General features: G+C 52.2%; 17 protein-coding genes. 13 read left to right on the forward strand and 4 right to left on the reverse strand.

The genetic code is table 11. The annotated features are described in order from the left end of the window. Positions 1 to 64 precede the first annotated feature (64 nt). Complete coding sequence (gene gap / locus BST81_RS20470) at positions 65 to 1,087, reverse strand: type I glyceraldehyde-3-phosphate dehydrogenase (protein WP_075600370.1); 1,023 nt, start codon at positions 1,085 to 1,087, stop codon at positions 65 to 67. Positions 1,088 to 1,731: 644 nt separating this feature from the next. On the opposite strand from gap, the gene BST81_RS20475 reads away from it, so the two are divergent. The 5 genes from BST81_RS20475 (at position 1,732) to BST81_RS20495 (ending at position 7,509) form a co-directional block, all read left to right on the forward strand. After that, a complete protein-coding gene (locus BST81_RS20475) occupies positions 1,732 to 2,757 on the forward strand; it encodes a 2-hydroxyacid dehydrogenase (protein ID WP_075600371.1) in 1,026 nt (341 codons plus the stop codon). 109 nt (positions 2,758 to 2,866) lie between these two features. Next, positions 2,867 to 4,039 carry a transaldolase gene (locus tag BST81_RS20480; RefSeq protein WP_075600372.1) on the forward strand — a complete coding sequence of 391 codons (1,173 nt, stop codon included), beginning with the start codon at positions 2,867 to 2,869 and terminating at the stop codon, positions 4,037 to 4,039. Positions 4,040 to 4,100: 61 nt separating this feature from the next. Then, on the forward strand, positions 4,101 to 5,687 hold the full coding sequence (locus tag BST81_RS20485; RefSeq protein WP_075600373.1) for a glucose-6-phosphate isomerase: 1,587 nt from the start codon (positions 4,101 to 4,103) through the stop codon (positions 5,685 to 5,687). 123 nt (positions 5,688 to 5,810) lie between these two features. Next, positions 5,811 to 6,974 carry a glycosyltransferase gene (locus BST81_RS20490; RefSeq protein ID WP_083636978.1) on the forward strand — a complete coding sequence of 388 codons (1,164 nt, stop codon included), beginning with the start codon at positions 5,811 to 5,813 and terminating at the stop codon, positions 6,972 to 6,974. 151 nt (positions 6,975 to 7,125) lie between these two features. After that, a complete protein-coding gene (locus BST81_RS20495) occupies positions 7,126 to 7,509 on the forward strand; it encodes a hypothetical protein (RefSeq protein WP_143780434.1) in 384 nt (127 codons plus the stop codon). A 10-nt stretch (positions 7,510 to 7,519) separates the two neighbouring features. Here BST81_RS20495 and BST81_RS20500 read toward each other — a convergent pair whose 3' ends face one another. Then, entirely contained in the window at positions 7,520 to 8,353 is an 834-nt protein-coding gene (locus tag BST81_RS20500; protein ID WP_075600376.1) for a metal ABC transporter permease, read from the reverse strand. Beyond that, complete coding sequence (locus tag BST81_RS20505; protein WP_075600377.1) at positions 8,353 to 9,102, reverse strand: metal ABC transporter ATP-binding protein; 750 nt, start codon at positions 9,100 to 9,102, stop codon at positions 8,353 to 8,355. Before BST81_RS20505 ends, BST81_RS20500 begins: the two co-directional genes overlap by 1 nt. 449 nt (positions 9,103 to 9,551) lie before the next feature. Between BST81_RS20505 and BST81_RS20510 the strand changes: the two genes are divergently transcribed. Continuing rightward, complete coding sequence (locus tag BST81_RS20510; protein WP_075600378.1) at positions 9,552 to 9,914, forward strand: DUF760 domain-containing protein; 363 nt, start codon at positions 9,552 to 9,554, stop codon at positions 9,912 to 9,914. 46 nt (positions 9,915 to 9,960) lie between these two features. On the opposite strand, the gene BST81_RS20515 is transcribed toward BST81_RS20510, so the two are convergent. After that, positions 9,961 to 11,175, reverse strand: coding sequence for an HhoA/HhoB/HtrA family serine endopeptidase (locus BST81_RS20515; RefSeq protein ID WP_075600379.1), 1,215 nt, complete (start codon positions 11,173 to 11,175; stop codon positions 9,961 to 9,963). A 79-nt stretch (positions 11,176 to 11,254) separates the two neighbouring features. Here BST81_RS20515 and BST81_RS20520 point away from each other — a divergent pair, with 79 nt between their 5' ends. The 7 genes from BST81_RS20520 (at position 11,255) to BST81_RS20550 (ending at position 18,156) form a co-directional block, all read left to right on the forward strand. Further along, entirely contained in the window at positions 11,255 to 12,133 is an 879-nt protein-coding gene (locus tag BST81_RS20520; RefSeq protein ID WP_075600380.1) for a M23 family metallopeptidase, read from the forward strand. 343 nt (positions 12,134 to 12,476) lie between these two features. Continuing rightward, on the forward strand, positions 12,477 to 13,289 hold the full coding sequence (locus BST81_RS20525) for an inositol monophosphatase family protein (protein WP_075600381.1): 813 nt from the start codon (positions 12,477 to 12,479) through the stop codon (positions 13,287 to 13,289). A 149-nt stretch (positions 13,290 to 13,438) separates the two neighbouring features. Beyond that, positions 13,439 to 14,428: a J domain-containing protein gene (locus tag BST81_RS20530; protein ID WP_075600382.1), complete on the forward strand. Its 990-nt coding sequence runs from the start codon at positions 13,439 to 13,441 to the stop codon at positions 14,426 to 14,428. Further along, a complete protein-coding gene (locus BST81_RS20535; protein WP_075600383.1) occupies positions 14,428 to 15,702 on the forward strand; it encodes an ATP phosphoribosyltransferase regulatory subunit in 1,275 nt (424 codons plus the stop codon). Before BST81_RS20530 ends, BST81_RS20535 begins: the two co-directional genes overlap by 1 nt. 16 nt (positions 15,703 to 15,718) lie before the next feature. Next, complete coding sequence (locus BST81_RS20540) at positions 15,719 to 15,946, forward strand: ferredoxin family protein (RefSeq protein WP_075600384.1); 228 nt, start codon at positions 15,719 to 15,721, stop codon at positions 15,944 to 15,946. A 59-nt stretch (positions 15,947 to 16,005) separates the two neighbouring features. Next, positions 16,006 to 16,470, forward strand: coding sequence for a Clp protease N-terminal domain-containing protein (locus BST81_RS20545; protein WP_075600385.1), 465 nt, complete (start codon positions 16,006 to 16,008; stop codon positions 16,468 to 16,470). A gap of 63 nt (positions 16,471 to 16,533) precedes the next feature. Next, positions 16,534 to 18,156, forward strand: coding sequence for an ABC transporter substrate-binding protein (locus BST81_RS20550; RefSeq protein WP_075600386.1), 1,623 nt, complete (start codon positions 16,534 to 16,536; stop codon positions 18,154 to 18,156). Positions 18,157 to 18,168 lie beyond the last annotated feature (12 nt).

Here is an 18,168-nt window from a genome sequence, read left to right on the forward strand (position 1 = left end):
GAAGTCAGGCGCAAGGTGAATTCTGACCCCTGACTTCTGATCAAATTTCCCCAGCCTTCAGCTTTTAACCCTTCTCCTTGGCTGCCATGATCAGAAGAAGGTCAATCATGCGACTGGAATAGCCCCACTCATTGTCATACCAGGACACCACTTTAAAAAAGTTGGCGTTCAACTCAATGCCTGCCCCAGCATCGAAAATACTGGAGTGGGAGTCGGTCGTGAAGTCGCTGGAAACTACAGCTTCATCGGTATATCCCAGAATGCCCTTCAGGTCCCCCTCGGATGCCTGTTTCATCGCTGCACAGATGTCCTTATAGGTGGTGGCTTTCTCAGTTTTAAAAGTCAGGTCTACCACGGAGACATCCGGGGTCGGCACCCGAAAGGCCATCCCCGTCAGCTTGCCTTTCAGTTCTGGCAACACCAGGGTGACCGCCTTGGCTGCTCCCGTAGAAGCCGGAATGATGTTTTGAGCAGCACCACGACCCCCACGCCAGTCCTTCTTGCTAGGCCCATCCACCGTGGGTTGGGTTGCCGTCATAGCATGGACTGTGGTCATCAGCCCTTCTGCCAGACCAAAGTTATCGTTGATTACCTTGGCCACAGGAGCCAGGCAGTTGGTGGTGCAACTGGCATTGGAGACGATCGTATGTTGATCTGGATCGAACTTATCCTGATTGACTCCGACCAACAGCGTTGGGACGCGATCCGGGTCTTTGGTGGGAGCCGAAATTACCACCCGTTTTGCCCCGGCCTTGAGATGGCGGGCGGCCCCTTCGAAGTCTGTGAACAGCCCAGTGGATTCGACCACATAATCAACCCCAAGCTGCCCCCAGGGAAGCTCTTCCGGATTACGAATCGAGAAGCAGGGAATAAATTTACCATTGACCACAATTCCATCCGGCTTAGCTTCAACCGTTCCCTGGTAAGGACCGTGGGTGGAATCGTACTTCAGCAAATACGCCAGATTATCAGGCGGGACCAGATCATTGATCCCCAGAAATTCAATTTCGGGATGGTCCACGCCAATCCGAAATACCAGCCTGCCAATTCGACCAAACCCATTAATGCCTACTTTGACAGTTGCCATATTGAGAATCTCCTAGCCAACGAAGAAACACTATTACACAAGGAAATCAGTGGAAAGCTTAATTCAAAATTAATTCCAGAACATAGAAGTATGCTTGACTTGGCAGTCTCAGGTCCAACTAGAGTTGGGAAAGGCAGGGCTAACAATCTCGATCGCCCCATCTCCAAGAGATAACTTTAATCAGTCAGATCTTCAAGTCATATCTGCCAAATTCTCCAGACTTTTAAGTTTCAGAGTTAGTCCTATATGAGTTACTTAGGCTTAACCTAGACTTAACAGCCAAAATCAATAAAAGCCTTTTCTGTCAAGTCTTAGGTTCTTATTAATGAATAATTTTCCTGAAAGGTTTAACGTAGAAAATCAGTGATTTTATCCCCCTAACATGAGAATTCTTAACTAAATTTTGAAAAAAATAGGGCAGCTTTACGAATACCTTTTAAGAATGGTTTTATATTTTAACCGTTTATTTGATTATCAGATTTCTTATAGTAATCGTAACGATTTTAAGGGTAAGCTCCTGCTAGTTTTCTGCATTCATTCTGTCAAAAATCTCTCAAAAGGTAGCAGGTTACCAAAGCATCTGATTAACACCAGTAAGTCTGTCTGGGCAGACTTCGTTCACCAAGTCATTACGAGCAGATGTTATGAAAGTCGCTGTTTTCAGTACCAAATCCTACGATCGGCAGTTTCTCGAAACGGCCAATACCGAACATCACCATGAGCTGGTCTTCTTCGAACCCCGGCTGACCCCCGCTACGGCTACCCTGGCCAGTGGCTTTCCTGTCGTCTGTGTTTTCATCAATGACCAGATCACAGCAGAAACCCTCCAGACCCTCGCCGCCAATGGCACCCAACTGCTGGCCTTGCGATCGGCGGGGTTCAACCATGTAGACCTCCAAGCTGCCACCGAACTAGGAATTCGGGTGGTGCGGGTGCCCGCCTATTCTCCCTATGCCGTGGCCGAACATGCGGTGGGTCTGATTCTCATGCTAAATCGTAAGCTCTACCGGGCCTACAACCGGGTAAGGGATGATAACTTTGCCCTGGATGGGTTGCTGGGATTTGATATCCATGGCTGCACCGTTGGTGTCGTTGGGACGGGTAAAATCGGCCAGTGTTTTGCTCAAATTATGGGGGGCTTCGGCTGCCGATTGGTGGGTTACGACGTTTACCCAAACCCCGCCTGCCTGGCTCTGGGGATGGAATATCGAGAACTGCCGGATTTGCTAGCCAACGCCGATATCATTTCTCTCCACTGTCCACTGTTACCAGCCACCTATCATTTAATTAACTCTGACACGATCGCCCAGATGAAGCCGGGAGTCATGCTGATCAATACCAGTCGGGGGGGGCTGGTGGATACCCGAGCCGTGATTCAGGGGATCAAAACGGGTACGATCGGCTACTTTGGCACCGATGTCTACGAAGAAGAAGCGGATCTCTTCTTTGAGGATCTGTCCGATCAGGTGATTCAGGATGAGACCTTTCAACTCCTGCAATCCTTCTCCAATGTGGTGATCACAGCGCATCAAGCATTTTTCACCCGCAATGCAGTTGCCGAGATTGCCAAGGTTACCTTAAACAACATCACTGATTTTGAGCAGGGTCGTTCCTGCTCTAATGAAGTCAAGGCAGAAGAAAAGGTTGTACATGCCTCTGGTTCCCACTGAATTCAGAATTAAAAATTAAAAAGACAAATCAATTTTGAGTTTTTAATTTTGAATGGATCGCACCCACTCCCTTTGTAAACCCATCCCTTTGTAAACAGAAGGACACCCTATGACGAGTTTGTTAGAACAACTGCGGGAAATGACTGTCGTTGTTGCCGATACCGGGGATATCAACGCGATCGAGACCTTCACCCCCCGAGATGCAACCACGAACCCTTCCCTGATTACAGCTGCGGCTGAAATGCCGCAATACCAGGGCATTGTCGAAGACACCCTGAAACAGGCCCGCCAGGATCTGGGAGCCCAGGCTCCGGCTGACCAGGTAGTGACCCTAGCCTTCGATCGCCTCGCCGTTGCCTTCGGCTTAAAAATCCTGAAAATCATTCCGGGTCGGGTTTCCACCGAGGTCGATGCTCGCCTGTCCTATGACACAGCGGCGACGGTGGAAAAGGCCCATTCCCTGATTGCTCAGTATGAGGCGGCTGGTGTGTCCCGCGATCGGGTACTGATTAAGATTGCCTCCACCTGGGAAGGAATTCGTGCTGCTGAAATCCTGGAACGGGAGGGGATTCACTGTAACCTGACCCTACTATTTGGTCTGCATCAGGCGATCGCCTGTGCCGAAGCAGGGGTAACCCTGATTTCTCCCTTTGTCGGTCGGATCCTGGACTGGTACAAGCAAAATACCGGCAAGGACTATACTCCAGCGGAAGATCCGGGAGTTCTGTCGGTGACTCAAATTTATAACTACTACAAAAAGTTTGGGTATAAAACAGAGGTGATGGGAGCCAGCTTCCGCAGTATTGGTGAGATTACAGAGCTGGCCGGGTGCGATCTGTTGACGATTTCACCTAAATTGCTAGAACAACTGCAGGAAACCACCGGAGAATTGCCCCGCAAGTTAGATCCAGCTATGGCTGCAGGGATGGACATCGAAAAACTGGCCATGGACCAGGACCTGTTCGATCGCATGCATGCAGAAGATCCCATGGCTTCGGAAAAGCTGGATGAGGGTATCCGGGGATTTACCAAAGCTCTGGTTGCCCTGGAAAGATTGCTGGCTGAACAACTGGCCCGCTTAGAAGGCAATACCCTGTTGCATCATGCAGCGAAAGATGTCTTCCAGGTTTACGACCTGGACGGAGATGGTTTTATTACCCGCGAGGAATGGATGGGTACAGATGCCGTATTTGATGCCCTGGATGTGAACCATGACGGTAGAATTACTCCAGATGAGCTACTGGCTGGCTTGGGAGCAGCCTATCAGTTAGCGCCCGCCTGATCCCGAGATGATGGGATGATGGTATGAGTGAGCATGGGCTAAAGGAAGGAGTAGTTTGAGCATGGATAATCTGGAGCTCTGGCAGCGCTATCAGGAATGGTTGTACTATCATCCAGGTATAAATCTTTACCTGGATGTCAGTCGAATGCGATTCAATCCTGAGCTGGTACAGGCGTTAGAGCCAAAATTTGTCAGAGCATTTCAGGATATGGCCGCCCTGGAGGGGGGGGCGATCGCTAACCCAGATGAGGACCGCATGGTTGGTCATTACTGGCTGCGAGATCCAGACCTTGCCCCCTCTGAGGCATTGAAGCAGGAAATCCGGGAGTCCCTGGATCAGATCGAAACCTTCGTTCGGAAGGTCCATAGTGGTGCCATCCGGCCCCCCCATGCTGAGCGATTCACGGATATTCTTGCGATCGGCATTGGTGGTTCTGCTCTAGGTCCCCAGTTCGTAGCCGAGGCCCTGGCTCCCCATCATCCACCGATGGCCATTCACTTTGTGGATAACATCGACCCGGCTGGGATCGATCGGACCTTGGCCCAACTGGGCGATCGGCTCGATCGGACCCTGGTCATTGTCACCAGTAAGTCAGGCGGAACGCCCGAAACCCGAAACGGCATGCTGGAAGTGAGCCATGTCTATCAGCAGAAAGGATTAGCCTTCAGCCAGCACGCGGTTGCCATCACGATGAAAGGCAGCAAGATGGATGAGTATGCGACCTCAGAACACTGGTTGGCCAGTTTTCCCATGTTTGATTGGGTGGGGGGCCGCACTTCCGAACTGTCTGCCGTGGGTTTGCTACCGGCGGCCCTGCAGGGGATTGACATTCGGGCGATGCTGGCGGGAGCCAAAGAGATGGATGGGGCAACCCGGATTTCGGACTTAAAAACGAATCCGGCGGCCCTCCTGGCCCTCGCCTGGTATCACGCTGGTGGAGGCAAAGGCGAAAAGGATATGGTGATCCTGCCGTACAAAGATAGTCTGTTGCTCTTTAGCCGTTACCTGCAACAACTGGTAATGGAATCCCTGGGCAAGGAGAAAGATCTGGAGGGTCAGACGGTTTACCAGGGGATTGCAGTGTACGGGAATAAGGGGTCTACGGATCAACATGCCTATGTGCAGCAGTTGCGGGAGGGGGTGCCTAATTTCTTTCTCACCTTCATTGAAGTCCTGGAAGATCGCCAGGGTAATGTTCTGGAGTTAGAACCCGGAATTACCAGTGGCGATTACCTGAGTGGGCTGCTGATGGGAACCCGGCAGGCCCTTTATGAAAATCAGCGAGATTCGATTACGATCACGATTCCCCGGGTGAATCCCTATACTGTCGGGGCTTTAATTGCGTTGTATGAACGGGCAGTGGGTCTGTATGCGTCTCTGGTCAACATCAATGCTTACCACCAGCCCGGTGTCGAGGCTGGGAAAAAAGCCGCAGCCTCGGTTCTGGATCTCCAGAAAAGGGTGCTTCAGGCCCTGCAGGTGACGACAGAACCGATCGGGCTGGCTACCCTGGCCGCCAAAGCGGGTGCAGCAGATCAGGTCGAGGCCGTTTACAAAATCGTGCGCCATCTGGAGGCTAATCATCGGGGGGTCAAACTGGAGGGTGATCGGGCTCGACCCGGTATGCTGAAGGTTCTGGCTGGTTAAAACCATCAACCTGTACAATCGATTTGTTATTGATGCGCTGCTAGAGGGAGGAATAACCTGTCTACTGATCTTCTAGAAGTTCCTTCAGGCCCTCTCAATATCCCCGATCGAGCTCCATCTCTGATGGTCGGGGAGGGGTCAGTTTATTTTTCGCTGATTATTCCCACCTATAACGAAGCGAAGAACATTCCAGATATCGTCAGGCTATTAACCCGTCTTCTGGATGAATTTATTGCGGGTCAGTATGAGCTGATCATCGTAGACGACAACAGTCCCGATCTGACCTGGGAAGTGGCACAGGCAATGGCGGTTGATTACCCTCAATTGCGGGTGATGCGGCGGCAAACAGAACGGGGACTCTCAACCGCAGTGATTCGAGGCTGGCAGGCCGCTCGTGGGGAAGTGTTAGGGGTCATTGACGGAGATTTGCAACATCCGCCAGAAGTTCTGCGAAAGCTCCTGACAGAAATTGGCCAGGGCGCTGACCTGGCGGTTGCCAGCCGCCATATTGAAGGGGGAGGCGTCAGTCAGTGGAGCTTTGTCCGGCGATTTCTGTCCCGTGGGGCGCAACTCCTAGGGCTGTTGATTCTGCCAAATGTGGTTGGGCGTGTTTCTGACCCCATGAGCGGATATTTCATGTTCCGCCGTCGGGCGATCGCAGAACGGATTCTCAATCCCATGGGATACAAAATCCTGCTGGAGGTGATTGGTCGTGGGGATGTGCAGCAAATTGCCGAAGTTGGCTATGTCTTCCAGGAACGGCTGGAAGGAGAGAGTAAGGTCACCTGGCGGCAATATGTGGATTATCTCCTACACCTGGCCCGCCTGCGATCGCGGGGGCGTATCAGTCGCCTGCGAAAACGCTTTCAGCCTCCTCTGGTGCGGTTTTTCCGCTTTGGGCTGGTTGGGTTGAGCGGTGTCTTTGTAGATATGGCCATGTTTTATCTTTTGAGCGACCCCTCGGCCCTGGCTCTGGGGTTAACCCGCAGCAAGATTTTGGCGGCAGAAACAGCCGTCATTAATAACTTCCTCTGGAACGACTTCTGGACTTTCCGAGATCTGGCGGCCAATCAACAGGGCTGGCGAAAACGCCTGAAGCGCTTCCTCAAGTTCAATATCATTTGCTTGATCGGGCTGGTTCTGAACGTGCTGCTCCTGAATCTGTTCTTTAATGTGTTCCATCTCAACCGGTATCTGGCTAACCTGATTGCGATCGTGCTGGTGGCAGTCTGGAACTTCTGGATTAGCTTGAAGCTGAGTTGGCGAGTGACCGAAGTTGGGAAGTAATGACTGGGAATTGGGATACCATCATGATCAGTTCTTGCCTTCAAGAATAGAATCAGTATCAGCGCCCCTACAACCTGGGCTTTCGCGGATGATTGATTCTAAATGGCTGACCTCGTCCAACCAATTGTTCTGTTCAGAATAGAATCTTGTCATGACCAGAAACAGTCTTCCATCAACCCCAATGGGCACCCCTCAGGTTGTCATCTGGATGAAAGTCTATGCCGGTGTGATGTGCGTCGTCTATCTACTCTTGGCCGCCGTCTCAATCATATTTTTTGCCATTGATCCAAGCGGTATGCCTGACACCAGCCTGGGAGAATTGCGGTTTCTGGGGGCTTTGTTCCTGGTCATGGGGCTGTTCTTTTTCGTTGTTTTTCTGCTCCCGATTCTGTTTCCACCGCGCCCCTGGGTGTGGGTCTATGATCTGGTGATCATTTGTCTGGGGCTGACCAGTCCCTGTCTGCTCCCATTTTGCGTGCCCCTGCTAATTTTCTGGTTCAAACCAGAGACAAAGGCATACTTCGGCAAAGCATAACATCGACGTTTCAACCTTGCCGTTTCAGCCAGATTCCTCGAACCAGGTTAATCGCCAGCCCCACCAGGAACAGGCCAAAACTCACCAACGCAATACAGGGGCCTGACGGAACATTCAGGTAATAGCTGATATAAAGCCCGATCACACTGGCACCAGCCCCGATCGCCGCTCCCCAAATCATCATCTGGTAGAGTTCTTGCACCAGGAGATAGGCTGTCGTCCCCGGCCCCACCAGCAAGGCAATTACCAGAACGACCCCCACCGTCTGCATACTGGCAATGATGGTCAACGCCACAGCCGACATCAAACCCAGATAAATCCAGGTCACGGGCAGGCCAATCGCCTGAGCCCCCAATCGATCAAAGGTATAGAAGAGTAACTCTTTATAGAAGCCTTTGACCAGCAAGAGGACAAATGCGGTAATCACCCCCGTTCGCACCACATCAGCCCCAGTGACACTGAGAATATCTCCAAACAGAAAACTGTTTAGATCTAACCGGTTATCCAACAAACTGAATAATAAGACTCCCAATGCAAAGAAACTGGAAAAAACCAGGGCCATGGCTGCATCCACTTTGACTCGGGTCTGACTGCGAATCCAGGCAATGACAAAAGCGCTGACAAGGCCAGAAATGAAGGCCCCTACGAGAATGTTAGCTTTCAGGAAGAAGGCGATCGACAAGCCCGGCATGACAGAGTGGGCCATCACGTCTCCCAGCAGAGAAATCCGCTGCACAATCAGATATGTGCCCACCACTGCACAGAGGACACCCACCAGGATGCCCACCAACAGAGCATTCCGCATGAATTCATAGTGGAGGGGTTCTAACAGAAAATGCACCATCAACAAAACAACATCGCGTCTGCAGCATCATGCTTATACCTGTCGAGGGTGGGTACCCCGTAGGCCCGCTGAATATTTTCAGGGGTCATCACCTGTTCTGGGAATCCCTCCGCTATGAGCCAGCGATTGAGTAGGAGCAGTCGATCGTAGCGGTTCAGACCGGCTCCCCACTCATGACAACTGATTAACAGGATTTTATGTTGCGCTTTTAGCTCAGCATAAACCTCAAATAACAGCGCCTCTGTTCGCTTGTCTACCCCAGCCAGCGGTTCATCTAACAGAAATACATCCGCTTGCTGGGCCAGGGCGCGGGCCAGGAAAACCCGCTGTTGTTCACCACCGGATAGCTCTCCAATTTGTCGATGGCGCAGGTGCTCCATTTCAACCCGTTGCAGTGCTGCTTGGACCAGATCTCGCGTTGCCGGTCCAGGGGAGTGGAACCAGCCCAAATGAGCAGTCCGTCCCATCATCACCACATTCCAGACGGTGATGGGGTAGTCCCAATCAATTTGCGATCGCTGAGGCACATAGGCAACACGCCGCCGTTGCCGCCGCAGGGGTTGCCCCTGGTACAATACTTGCCCCCCTTCCAGCGGAATCAGACTCAACAGGGACCGAATCAGGGTGCTTTTTCCCGCTCCGTTAGGCCCAATCAAACCTACCAGACTACCCTCAGGGAGGCGAAAACTAACCCGTTCCAGAGCCTGAACCTCCCCATAATTGACAGACACATTGCTAACATCTAACATGCCAGATCGAACAGAATGAGAATCATTTTCATTGTAGCCCAGCAATTATTCTAAAGTGATCCCTTTTAAGTAGGTCGGCACAATTAAATTAAGGATGAGAGTCGGGGTGAAGGGGGCACGCCCCCAGACCCCCCTTCTTATAATTAATCTCACCCGATTACTTAGGGTTTTTCATCGTAGCCGATGGAGATTTGAGGAGGAATTCATCGAGAGCATCCCAGTTTTGCAAGGTTGCCCTCATCCCCCAGCCCCTTCTCCCAAAGAGGGAGAAGGGGAGCCAGATTCAAAGTCCCTCTCCCGTTCTGGGAGAGGGATTTAGGGAGAGGGCTACAAAAGTGGGATGCACTCGAATTCATCGCGCTTCCAGCGATGGCCGCTCTGCCCTCCACACATTACAATCTGGAAATGTAAAAATAAATTGGATAGCCCCCATTACTTTTCAGGAAAATATGGTCTTCAACCCTGACAATGCTGGTTTTATCAACTCAAATCATGACGAAACCCAAGCAAACTCATTGCTGCAGTACCTCCAACTCCAGTCCCCTGAGGTCTTATCACGGGTCGCCCGATCGGTGACACCTGATGTGAAGCAGATCATTTCCCACAACGTTCAGGGATTGGTCGGCATGCTTCCCAACGAAAATTTCAATGTTCAGATCACCACAGATCGGGAAAATCTAGCCAGTCTGCTCGCTTCAGCCATGATGACAGGCTATTTCCTGCGCCAGATGGAGCAATGGATGGAACTGGATGGCTCTCTGGCCGGTTCCTTCTCTCTGTACCGAGAGTCCCGCCCTGGCGATCAGGCCTGACCCACCGCACTCCCAATGTTTCATCCCTTGTCAATCACAGACCCAATCAGGATTTCAGATCCTGGGCTGGGAATTTACCGGGGCGAACTCTGATCACCTGTGCTTGTCCATTACGGCTCACTTCCAGTTCCAGTTCCCCCCCAATCTGGCTTGACTCAACCCGTTCCTGCACTTCAGTAGAGGATTTAACGGGTTGACCATCAATTTTCCGAATCACATCTCCCCGGCGCAGACCTGCTTCGCGGGCGGGGGATCGCTCCATCACCCGAACGATCAGGACACCCTGGTCCTGGGTGATTTTGAAGTCATCCCCATCTTGCTGGTTCAGCTCCTCCCTGATATTGGGGGTCAGATCCACCATCTGAATCCCCAGGTAAGGATGATCAGCCTGCCCCTTCGCCACTAACTGATTGGCAATTCGGAGTGCCGTCTCAATGGGAATGGCAAAACTTAAACCCTGAGCATCGACCCGAATCGCGGTATTAATCCCAATAACTTCTCCCCGATCGTTCAATAGTGGCCCGCCTGAATTGCCGGGATTAATCGCCGCATCCGTTTGAATAAACCGCACGCGCTTATCGGGAGCCCCGATCTGGGAACTAGAACGACCGGTAGCGCTGATAATACCGGCAGTGACGGTATTGTCCAACCCGAGGGGATTACCAATCGCGATCGCCCATTGCCCCGGCACCAGATTTTCGGAATTGCCCAGTTTGACCACCGGTAGCCCAGTGGCCTCAATTTTGATCACCGCCACATCCGTCACCGGATCGCTGCCTAACACACGCCCCTTAAAAATACGCCCATCTTTCAAGGTCACGGTTACGGTATCGGCTTCAGCGACCACATGGGCGTTGGTGATGACTTGGCCGTTCTCACTCAAAATAAACCCAGATCCTGTCCCTCGCTCCACCTTTTCCGAGATGGGGGGCTCAGTCTCCCCAAAGAACCGTCGCAGGAAAGGATTTTGAAAGGTTTCAGGCAGGGGACTGGCAATTTTCCGGGCTGCATCAATGCGGACCACTGCTGGTCCCACCTTTTCCACAGCTTCCGCAATAAAATTTGTATTATGGCCTTGTAAGGGTAAGCTCTGACCTGAAGTTAACGCGGTTTTGCTCCCCATCTGCCGTGGCTCGACCATCTGGGGAGAAGATGCATTTGAGGATTGAATGGGCAGATATCGGCTACCCCACAATCCTGCACCTCCACCGATCGCGACCAATCCGAGGTAAATTGCTAACTGCTTGGACAACAGGGTCATAATCTTCAGGTCGAACAACGGCAATCAGGTTCTTCTACTCTAGATCAAATCCCCTATCAGGGAAGTCAAATTTAAATCGATGAAGGTTAACAGCCTGTTGTGTCTATTCTGCTTTCTGGCCGGGTTCCTGCCACCTGCCGCAGCCCAGTCCGACCCCACCTGCCCGCCGCCCGTTCTCTCCCGTCTGGTACGGCATCGGGTCACCCCTAATGAAACTCTCGAGAGTATTGCCCGCCGCTATAATTTGCTGCCTGCGACCTTGATGGGGCTCAACCCCAGCCTGCGTTCCGGCAAGGTTACGATCGGCAGTGAGATTCTGATTCCCCCCCATAATGGCATTCGGGTCGAGGTGCGTCCGGGGCAAACCTGGCGGGATATTGCTGTTATCTATAAGGTTCGAGCTGATGTGCTGTTTGAAGCCAATGGCTGCCGCCTCAAACCCGATCGGGTGGTTTTTGTGCCAGGAGTCAACTGGTCGCCCCTGAACACCAGGAATTCAGCCAATCCAGCTTCCCTGGCCAAAAATCTGACAGGCTACCCTCTGCCCTTCCAGGCCACGATCGCGCTAGGTTATGGCTGGCAACTCACCCCCGATACCTATCAGGTCGCTTTTCATGGAGGTCTGGATCTGCAGGCCGCGATCGGCACCCCTGTGCTGGCAGTAGGAGATGGCCTTGTTGCTTTTGCGGGTAATCAGGGAGCCTATGGCAATCTGGTTGTGATTAACCATGAGGCTGGACGGCAAACTCGCTATGCCCAACTGGCCACCCTTCAAGTCAAAACGGGGCAGTCGATTCAGGTAGGGCAGCAACTGGGAACCGTCGGCTCAAGCGGAACTCCCAGTTCCAAAGTTCCCCATTTACACTTCGAGGTTCGGATCAATTCTGATGTAGGGTGGGTGGCTGAAGATCCGACCCCTTACCTGAAAATCATGCGGATCACCGAGGCCCAACGATAGTCATTGGTCATTGGTTATCCGAACTACTAAGGATCGTGGATTTAATAACTCCGAGATTTTCAGCCCTCACCCCCAACCCCCTGCCCCCTCCCCCTCTCCCGGCGGGAGAGGGGGCAGGGGGGTGAGGGCAAGCAGAAGTTTATCGGTGTTATTTAATTCTCATTCCTAAGACGACTAAGGGAGAGAGATTTGGTTTGAGTGGGGGGTTGAGGGTAATGCCCCTGCACTCTGATTAGCCGCTTTATCAAAACCATGATCCTAATCATTCGGACTGACTGGTGGCAGTAGCCAAATGACCCATAACTAATGACTAAAATAAATTCTGGCGTTCATCAACAGCACTATGACTTCTCCCCCTCCTGATCAGCTTCAGGTATTTCTCGATATTGCGACTGAGGCCGCTCTTTCTGGTGGAACAGTTCTACAAAATTACTGGGGCAAGCTAGAAAACGTGCAGGAGAAAGGCCGTCCAGGCGATCTGGTTACAGAGGCAGATAAAGCCTCGGAAGTAGCAGTCCTGGAGGTGCTGCGACGTCACTTTCCGCACCACGGTATTCTGGCCGAGGAATCAGGCCGATCGGGGGAACAAACCGATGCCTACCTCTGGGCGATCGACCCCCTGGATGGAACGACCAACTATGCCCACCAGTACCCCTGCTTCGCGGTTTCGATCGGGTTGTTGATTGAGGGCATTCCCCAGGTTGGCGTCGTTTTCGACCCTTTCCGCCAGGAGTTGTTTCGAGCTGCCCGAGGGTTAGGGGCAACTCGAAATCGCTCTGCGATTCGGGTTTCTCAGGCACAAACCCTGAGTCAGAGTTTACTGGTGACGGGCTTTGCCTACGATCGGCGGGAAACCTCTGACAACAATTACGCTGAATTCTGTCACCTGACCCACCGGACCCAGGGGGTCCGGCGCAGTGGCTCGGCCTCCATGGACCTGGCTTACGTGGCCTGTGGTCGTCTGGACGGTTACTGGGAACGGGGCCTTTCCATCTGGGATATCGCTGCTGGGGTCGTGCTGGTAGAGGAGGCTGGAGGCCGGGTATCCGCCTATGATAGCAGTCCCGTGGTGCTGGCTTCTGGCCGAGTCTTGGCCACGAACGGGCGTATTCATACTGAATTGAGTTCTGAACTGTTGCAGGTTCGTCCCCTTTAGAGGGTGACCGTAAATCCTCTGACTACATTTTTCAGGTATATTACAGGTTCGCGCATTTTCACGGTACTGCTTCCCCATACCAGAGGTGCAGTTTCTTTTTTGCAGAGTACACTAGAAGGAGCCCAATCATAGGGAAGTCGGAACGCAGCATGTCTTTCCAGATTCAGCGAGGATTGTTCAATTTAGATTTCATCGATTGCCACGCAATTTTAGGCGTGCCGGTGGATGCGGACGCGAAGGAAGTCCGTAAGCGATATCTTAAAATTGCCCGTAGTCTTCACCCAGACAGCTTTTCCGCCAGTAGTGAAGTAGAAAAGCAGAGAGCCGTTGAGATGCTTTCCAAGCTGGTTAACCCGGCTTATGAAAAACTATCTCAGGAAAAAGAGCGGACGGAGTACACGGTGATGTTGCGCCTGAAAGGACAGCAGGCAGCCAGACAGCAGGATTCCCTCTCCCTGGCGAGCGAACTGGCTCAGCAGCTCTCCCGCGCCAATGAGATCGATCAGAATTATAAGAAGTATGTCCAGCAACTGTCAGAACAACAGTACCAAACCCTGGATCAAATTATTGAGGTGACGGGTCAACTGAGTGAGTTGAATCTGGTTTACCTGATGCGTAAAACAGCTAAGAATGAAACTGTAACCTCATCCGCTACACCTAATACAACGGCCACCCCTTCCCAGGCAACGAATGCAGGTCGAAGTAGCACCGTTCCAAACTACACTCCCCCGGCGGCTCGGGTTAATATCATTGATCAGTTTTATCGCCGTGCCGAAGAATACCTCAATGGCAATAACCTGGCTAAGGCTGTTCTGGAATTACGGGATGCGCTGCAGGCAGAACCCAATAATGCCCGCTGCCATAGTTTGCTAGGGACGGTCTACCTGAAACAAAATCAAATGACAATGGCCAAGATTCATTTCAATAAGGCTCTGCAGATTAATCCAGCAGATGAGATGGCCCAAAAAGGGATCAAGCAGTTAGAGAAGTTGTCTGGTAAACCTGCAACTTCAACTGGCGGCAAGAGCACTGGTGCAAAAGCAACACCTAAAACAGGCCAGAAAACGCCACCCAAATCCGATCAGTCTGGTGGCGGTGGCTTCTTTGGTGGTTTATTCGGTGGTGGTAAGAAGAAGTAATGGTTCACCAGTTGCCTGCCGGAGCCAGAGATCTGCTCCCCATTGATGTTGTGCAAAAACAGTGGATTGAAGATCGGCTGCAGCAGGTCTTTCACCAGTGGGGGTATCACCGAATTATTACCTCAACCCTGGAACGCCTGGATACGCTGATGGCCGGGGGGGCAGTTGAGCGGGATACGGTCATCGATGTCCAAGATGCAGATGATGATGACCTAGGGCTGAGACCGGAATTAACCGCCTCGATCGCCCGCACGGCTGTAACTCGTCTGGCCAAAGCCCCCTTTCCTCAGCGGCTTTGTTACAACGCCAATGTGTTCCGTCGAGCCCAAAGAGGCAGCCACAATCACCAACAGGAATTCTACCAGGCGGGGGTGGAATTGCTGGGAGGGGGAGGACTGATTGCAGATGCCGAAATTCTGCTCCTTATCATTGACTGCGTCCAACGCCTGGGTTTTGCGACTCAAAATCAGCAGTCTCCAGAATCTGGACCAGGCTGGCACCTGATTCTGGGGGAAGCCGGGTTGACCCGATCGCTCCTGTCCGTCTTCCCCGAACCCTGGCGAGATAAGGTGCGCTGGGCTATTGCCCACCTGGACCGGATGGCCCTGGAAACCCTACCCCTCTCTCCCGACCTGCGAGACCGGGCCTTGTTCTTGCTGGATTTACGTGGGCAGCCAAGGGATGTTTTACAACGGCTATCCACCCTAGATCTGGATAGCCCTCAACAGGAGGCTGTAAATCACTTGAAGGCTCTGGTGGATTTGTTGGCTGATTCCTTCGCTGAACAATCCGGTGGTGCTGTGGTAGGCCCCCAGTTGGTCCTGGATCTGAGCCTGATCCAGACGATCGACTACTACACGGGAATTGTCTTTGAGATCGTCAGTGATGCCGCCAGCGGGCAACGGATCCTGGGTCAGGGGGGCCGATACGATCAGTTGCTGGGGCTGTACCATCCCCAGGGGCAAGCCTACCCTGGCATCGGTTTTGCTCTCAACACAGAAGAAATTTACCAAGTTCTGCTCCCCCAGGGTCATCTTCCCTATAAAACCCCGGCCATAGACTGGCTGATCGTTCCAGCCTCACCTCAGGTTTATGAGGCGGCTTTTGCCCAGGCCCAACAGCTACGGGATGGGGATCAACAGGTGCGGGTAGAAATGAGTCTGGGCAACTATTCCACCCCCGAAGCCATTCGGGAGTATGCCTACCAGAGGCGGATTGGCCAGATCGTCTGGATTAATACGGATAGTGTCTCTACAATTGAAACAGTAAGTTGATCCGAGAGAGAACACTGTGCCGCATACAATTGTTACAAATATTTGTGAGGGTGTCGCTGACTGTGTAGATGCTTGTCCAGTAGCCTGCATTCATGAAGGTCCTGGTAAAAATACCAAGGGGACGGGCTGGTACTGGATTGATTTTACAACTTGTATTGACTGTGGAATTTGCTTGCAGGTTTGCCCGGTTGAGGGCGCGATCGTTCCCGAAGAACATCCTGATCTGCAACAAACTCCGCGCTAATAGAGTCTCAGACAGTCAAGGGTGTATCCGACGGGTGAGACAACGGAGGAAATGTGATCATGTCTGCAACCGGGACAAGTCAGCAAACCCTGCCTGTGATTGCTGCCGAACTGCTGGCCGCTTTAAGCGAACAGAAAACCAGATGTCGGCGTAACAATGTTCCTTTTTGTACCCCTTATGTATTTCTGGCTTTGCTGGATAATCCCCTGGGTATCACGTATCGCTCTCTGGAGACCCTTCGAAAAGGACTGGCTCTAGAGGTCTGGAACTCGCTGGAAACCTACGATCGGGAAATCCGTAAAAAGCCAGAACAACCCTTCTTCGATTTTCTCTGGGAATCCCGAGAAGATGTGTGTCGAGCCCAGGATTATGCCGTCCAGGATGGGCACCAGGAGATTACCGATAAGTATCTATTTCTCAGTGTTCTGAATACCAAAAGCAGAACGCAGCAGAGCTTCAAGCGATTTCTGGGAGAGAAGCAGTTCAATCGGTTAGTGGAGATTGTGATCCAGACCTCAGCCTGATAGGATGATGGGCTTTAAGAGTAATCAGCTCGGCACCATTCCCAGAATGGTCCAGTAAAGGTCATGCTTCGTCAAATTCTATCCAGACTCAGTTTATTCTGCCTCAGCCTCTGCCTGATTGTCAGTTGCAGTACTCGCCCGATCCCCACTTCTTCTCCCTCCGCAGAGCTAAAATCTGGGGAGGGTCGAATTGCGATCGGCACAACCTCTCGAATTCGGACCCTCGATCCTGCCGATGCTTACGAAATCTTTCCCGGTATCCTGCTCAATAATCTCAGCGATCGTCTCTACACCTATGCTTCAGAGTCAACAGAGCTGGAGCCTCAATTGGCCACAGCCTTACCCAGAGTCAGTCCTGACGGGTTGACCTACACCATTCCCCTGCGACAGGGCGTTGTCTTCCACGATGGCACCCCCTTCAATGCCAAAGCGATGGCATTTTCCCTGAATCGGTTGATCCAAAATGGGGGGCAACCCGCATTTCTATTTTCCGAAAAAATAGCCAGTATCCAAGCTCCAGAGGAGTATGAGCTGGTAATTCGTCTGCGGGAACCCTTTGCAGCCTTTCCTTCCCTACTCACCTTTTTTGGAGCCTGTGCGGTTTCACCTCAAGTTTACGAGCTGGGAACCGGGAAATTTAAGCCAGAAACCTTGGTGGGGACAGGTCCCTATCGGCTAGCAGCCTATGGCCCGGACTCTTTACGCCTGGAGGTGTTCGATCGCTACTGGGGCAAAAAACCTCAAAATCGAGGCATTGATATCCAACTGCTCTCCAGTCCGGCAAACCTGTACAACAGCTTTCGCACGGGTGGTGTGGACGTGGCTTACCAGAACCTGGAACCAGAACAGGTGCAGCAGCTCAAGCAAGATGCCAAGCGGGAAGGCTGGCAGGTGGTGGAAACCCAGGGCAGCGCTGTTACCCTCTGGGCTCTGAATGTGCGCCAGAAACCACTGGACAATCCCCTGGTCCGGCAGGCGATCGCAGCGGTGGTCAACCGCCCCCTGATCAACGATCGGGTCTTTCAGGGGCAGGCAGCCCCCCTGTATAGTCTTATCCCTGACAATTTTGCAGCCTCTCGACCTGTCTTTAAGGATCAGTTTGGCGAGAACAACCCGGCACTGGCTCAAAAACTTTTGATCCAGGCTGGGTATTCAGCTACCCATCCTTTAAAGGTGCAGGTCTGGTATCCGGCCAATTCTACAGTCAGAGGGCTCATTGCTGGAGTCCTGAAGGCTCTGGTACAGGAGCAACTGGGGGGGATCTTACAGTTGGAGCTCAAGAGTGTCGATTCTGCTACTGCCAATCAAAATCTCGATCAGGGTGTTTATCCCTCTTTTTTACTGAGCTGGTACCCCGATTTTTATGATGTAGATACCTATATTCAGCCCTTTCTTCACTGTGCCCGGGGCTCAGAGAAGCTGGGCTGTCAGTCCGGAGCAAGCCAATCCCAGGGCTCGTTTTACTACAATCTGCAGGTCAATAAGCAGGTAACCGCCCAGCGCCAGACCCATGATCCTGAGGCAAGGCGCAAAATTCTGGCAGAACTACAGCAAGCCCTGGTTAAAGATGTGCCTTACATTCCCCTGCTCCAAAATAAAGAGTATGCGTTTGCCCGGCAGAGGGTGGAGGGAGTCAGGGTGAGTCCGACGCAACAATTTCCCTTCTGGACCATTCGGAAATCTTGAGTTTTTTTATCC

The organism is Leptolyngbya sp. 'hensonii' (genome assembly GCF_001939115.1).
Lineage (GTDB): Bacteria > Cyanobacteriota > Cyanobacteriia.

Excerpts from the sequence above, each read along its gene's own strand:
- BST81_RS20520 (WP_075600380.1), top strand. The coding sequence starts at position 11,255 with ATGAAGGTTAACAGCCTGTTGTGTCTATTCTGCTTTCTGGCCGGGTTC.
- BST81_RS20495 (WP_143780434.1), top strand. The coding sequence starts at position 7,126 with ATGACCAGAAACAGTCTTCCATCAACCCCAATGGGCACCCCTCAGGTT.
- BST81_RS20475 (WP_075600371.1), top strand. The coding sequence starts at position 1,732 with ATGAAAGTCGCTGTTTTCAGTACCAAATCCTACGATCGGCAGTTTCTC.
- BST81_RS20535 (WP_075600383.1), top strand. The coding sequence starts at position 14,428 with ATGGTTCACCAGTTGCCTGCCGGAGCCAGAGATCTGCTCCCCATTGAT.
- BST81_RS20525 (WP_075600381.1), top strand. The coding sequence starts at position 12,477 with ATGACTTCTCCCCCTCCTGATCAGCTTCAGGTATTTCTCGATATTGCG.
- BST81_RS20510 (WP_075600378.1), top strand. The coding sequence starts at position 9,552 with ATGGTCTTCAACCCTGACAATGCTGGTTTTATCAACTCAAATCATGAC.
- BST81_RS20500 (WP_075600376.1), bottom strand. The coding sequence starts at position 8,353 with ATGGTGCATTTTCTGTTAGAACCCCTCCACTATGAATTCATGCGGAAT.
- BST81_RS20505 (WP_075600377.1), bottom strand. The coding sequence starts at position 9,102 with ATGTTAGATGTTAGCAATGTGTCTGTCAATTATGGGGAGGTTCAGGCT.
- BST81_RS20530 (WP_075600382.1), top strand. The coding sequence starts at position 13,439 with ATGTCTTTCCAGATTCAGCGAGGATTGTTCAATTTAGATTTCATCGAT.
- BST81_RS20550 (WP_075600386.1), top strand. The coding sequence starts at position 16,534 with ATGCTTCGTCAAATTCTATCCAGACTCAGTTTATTCTGCCTCAGCCTC.
- BST81_RS20490 (WP_083636978.1), top strand. The coding sequence starts at position 5,811 with ATGGTCGGGGAGGGGTCAGTTTATTTTTCGCTGATTATTCCCACCTAT.
- BST81_RS20545 (WP_075600385.1), top strand. The coding sequence starts at position 16,006 with ATGTCTGCAACCGGGACAAGTCAGCAAACCCTGCCTGTGATTGCTGCC.
- BST81_RS20515 (WP_075600379.1), bottom strand. The coding sequence starts at position 11,175 with ATGACCCTGTTGTCCAAGCAGTTAGCAATTTACCTCGGATTGGTCGCG.
- BST81_RS20480 (WP_075600372.1), top strand. The coding sequence starts at position 2,867 with ATGACGAGTTTGTTAGAACAACTGCGGGAAATGACTGTCGTTGTTGCC.
- BST81_RS20485 (WP_075600373.1), top strand. The coding sequence starts at position 4,101 with ATGGATAATCTGGAGCTCTGGCAGCGCTATCAGGAATGGTTGTACTAT.
- gap (WP_075600370.1), bottom strand. The coding sequence starts at position 1,087 with ATGGCAACTGTCAAAGTAGGCATTAATGGGTTTGGTCGAATTGGCAGG.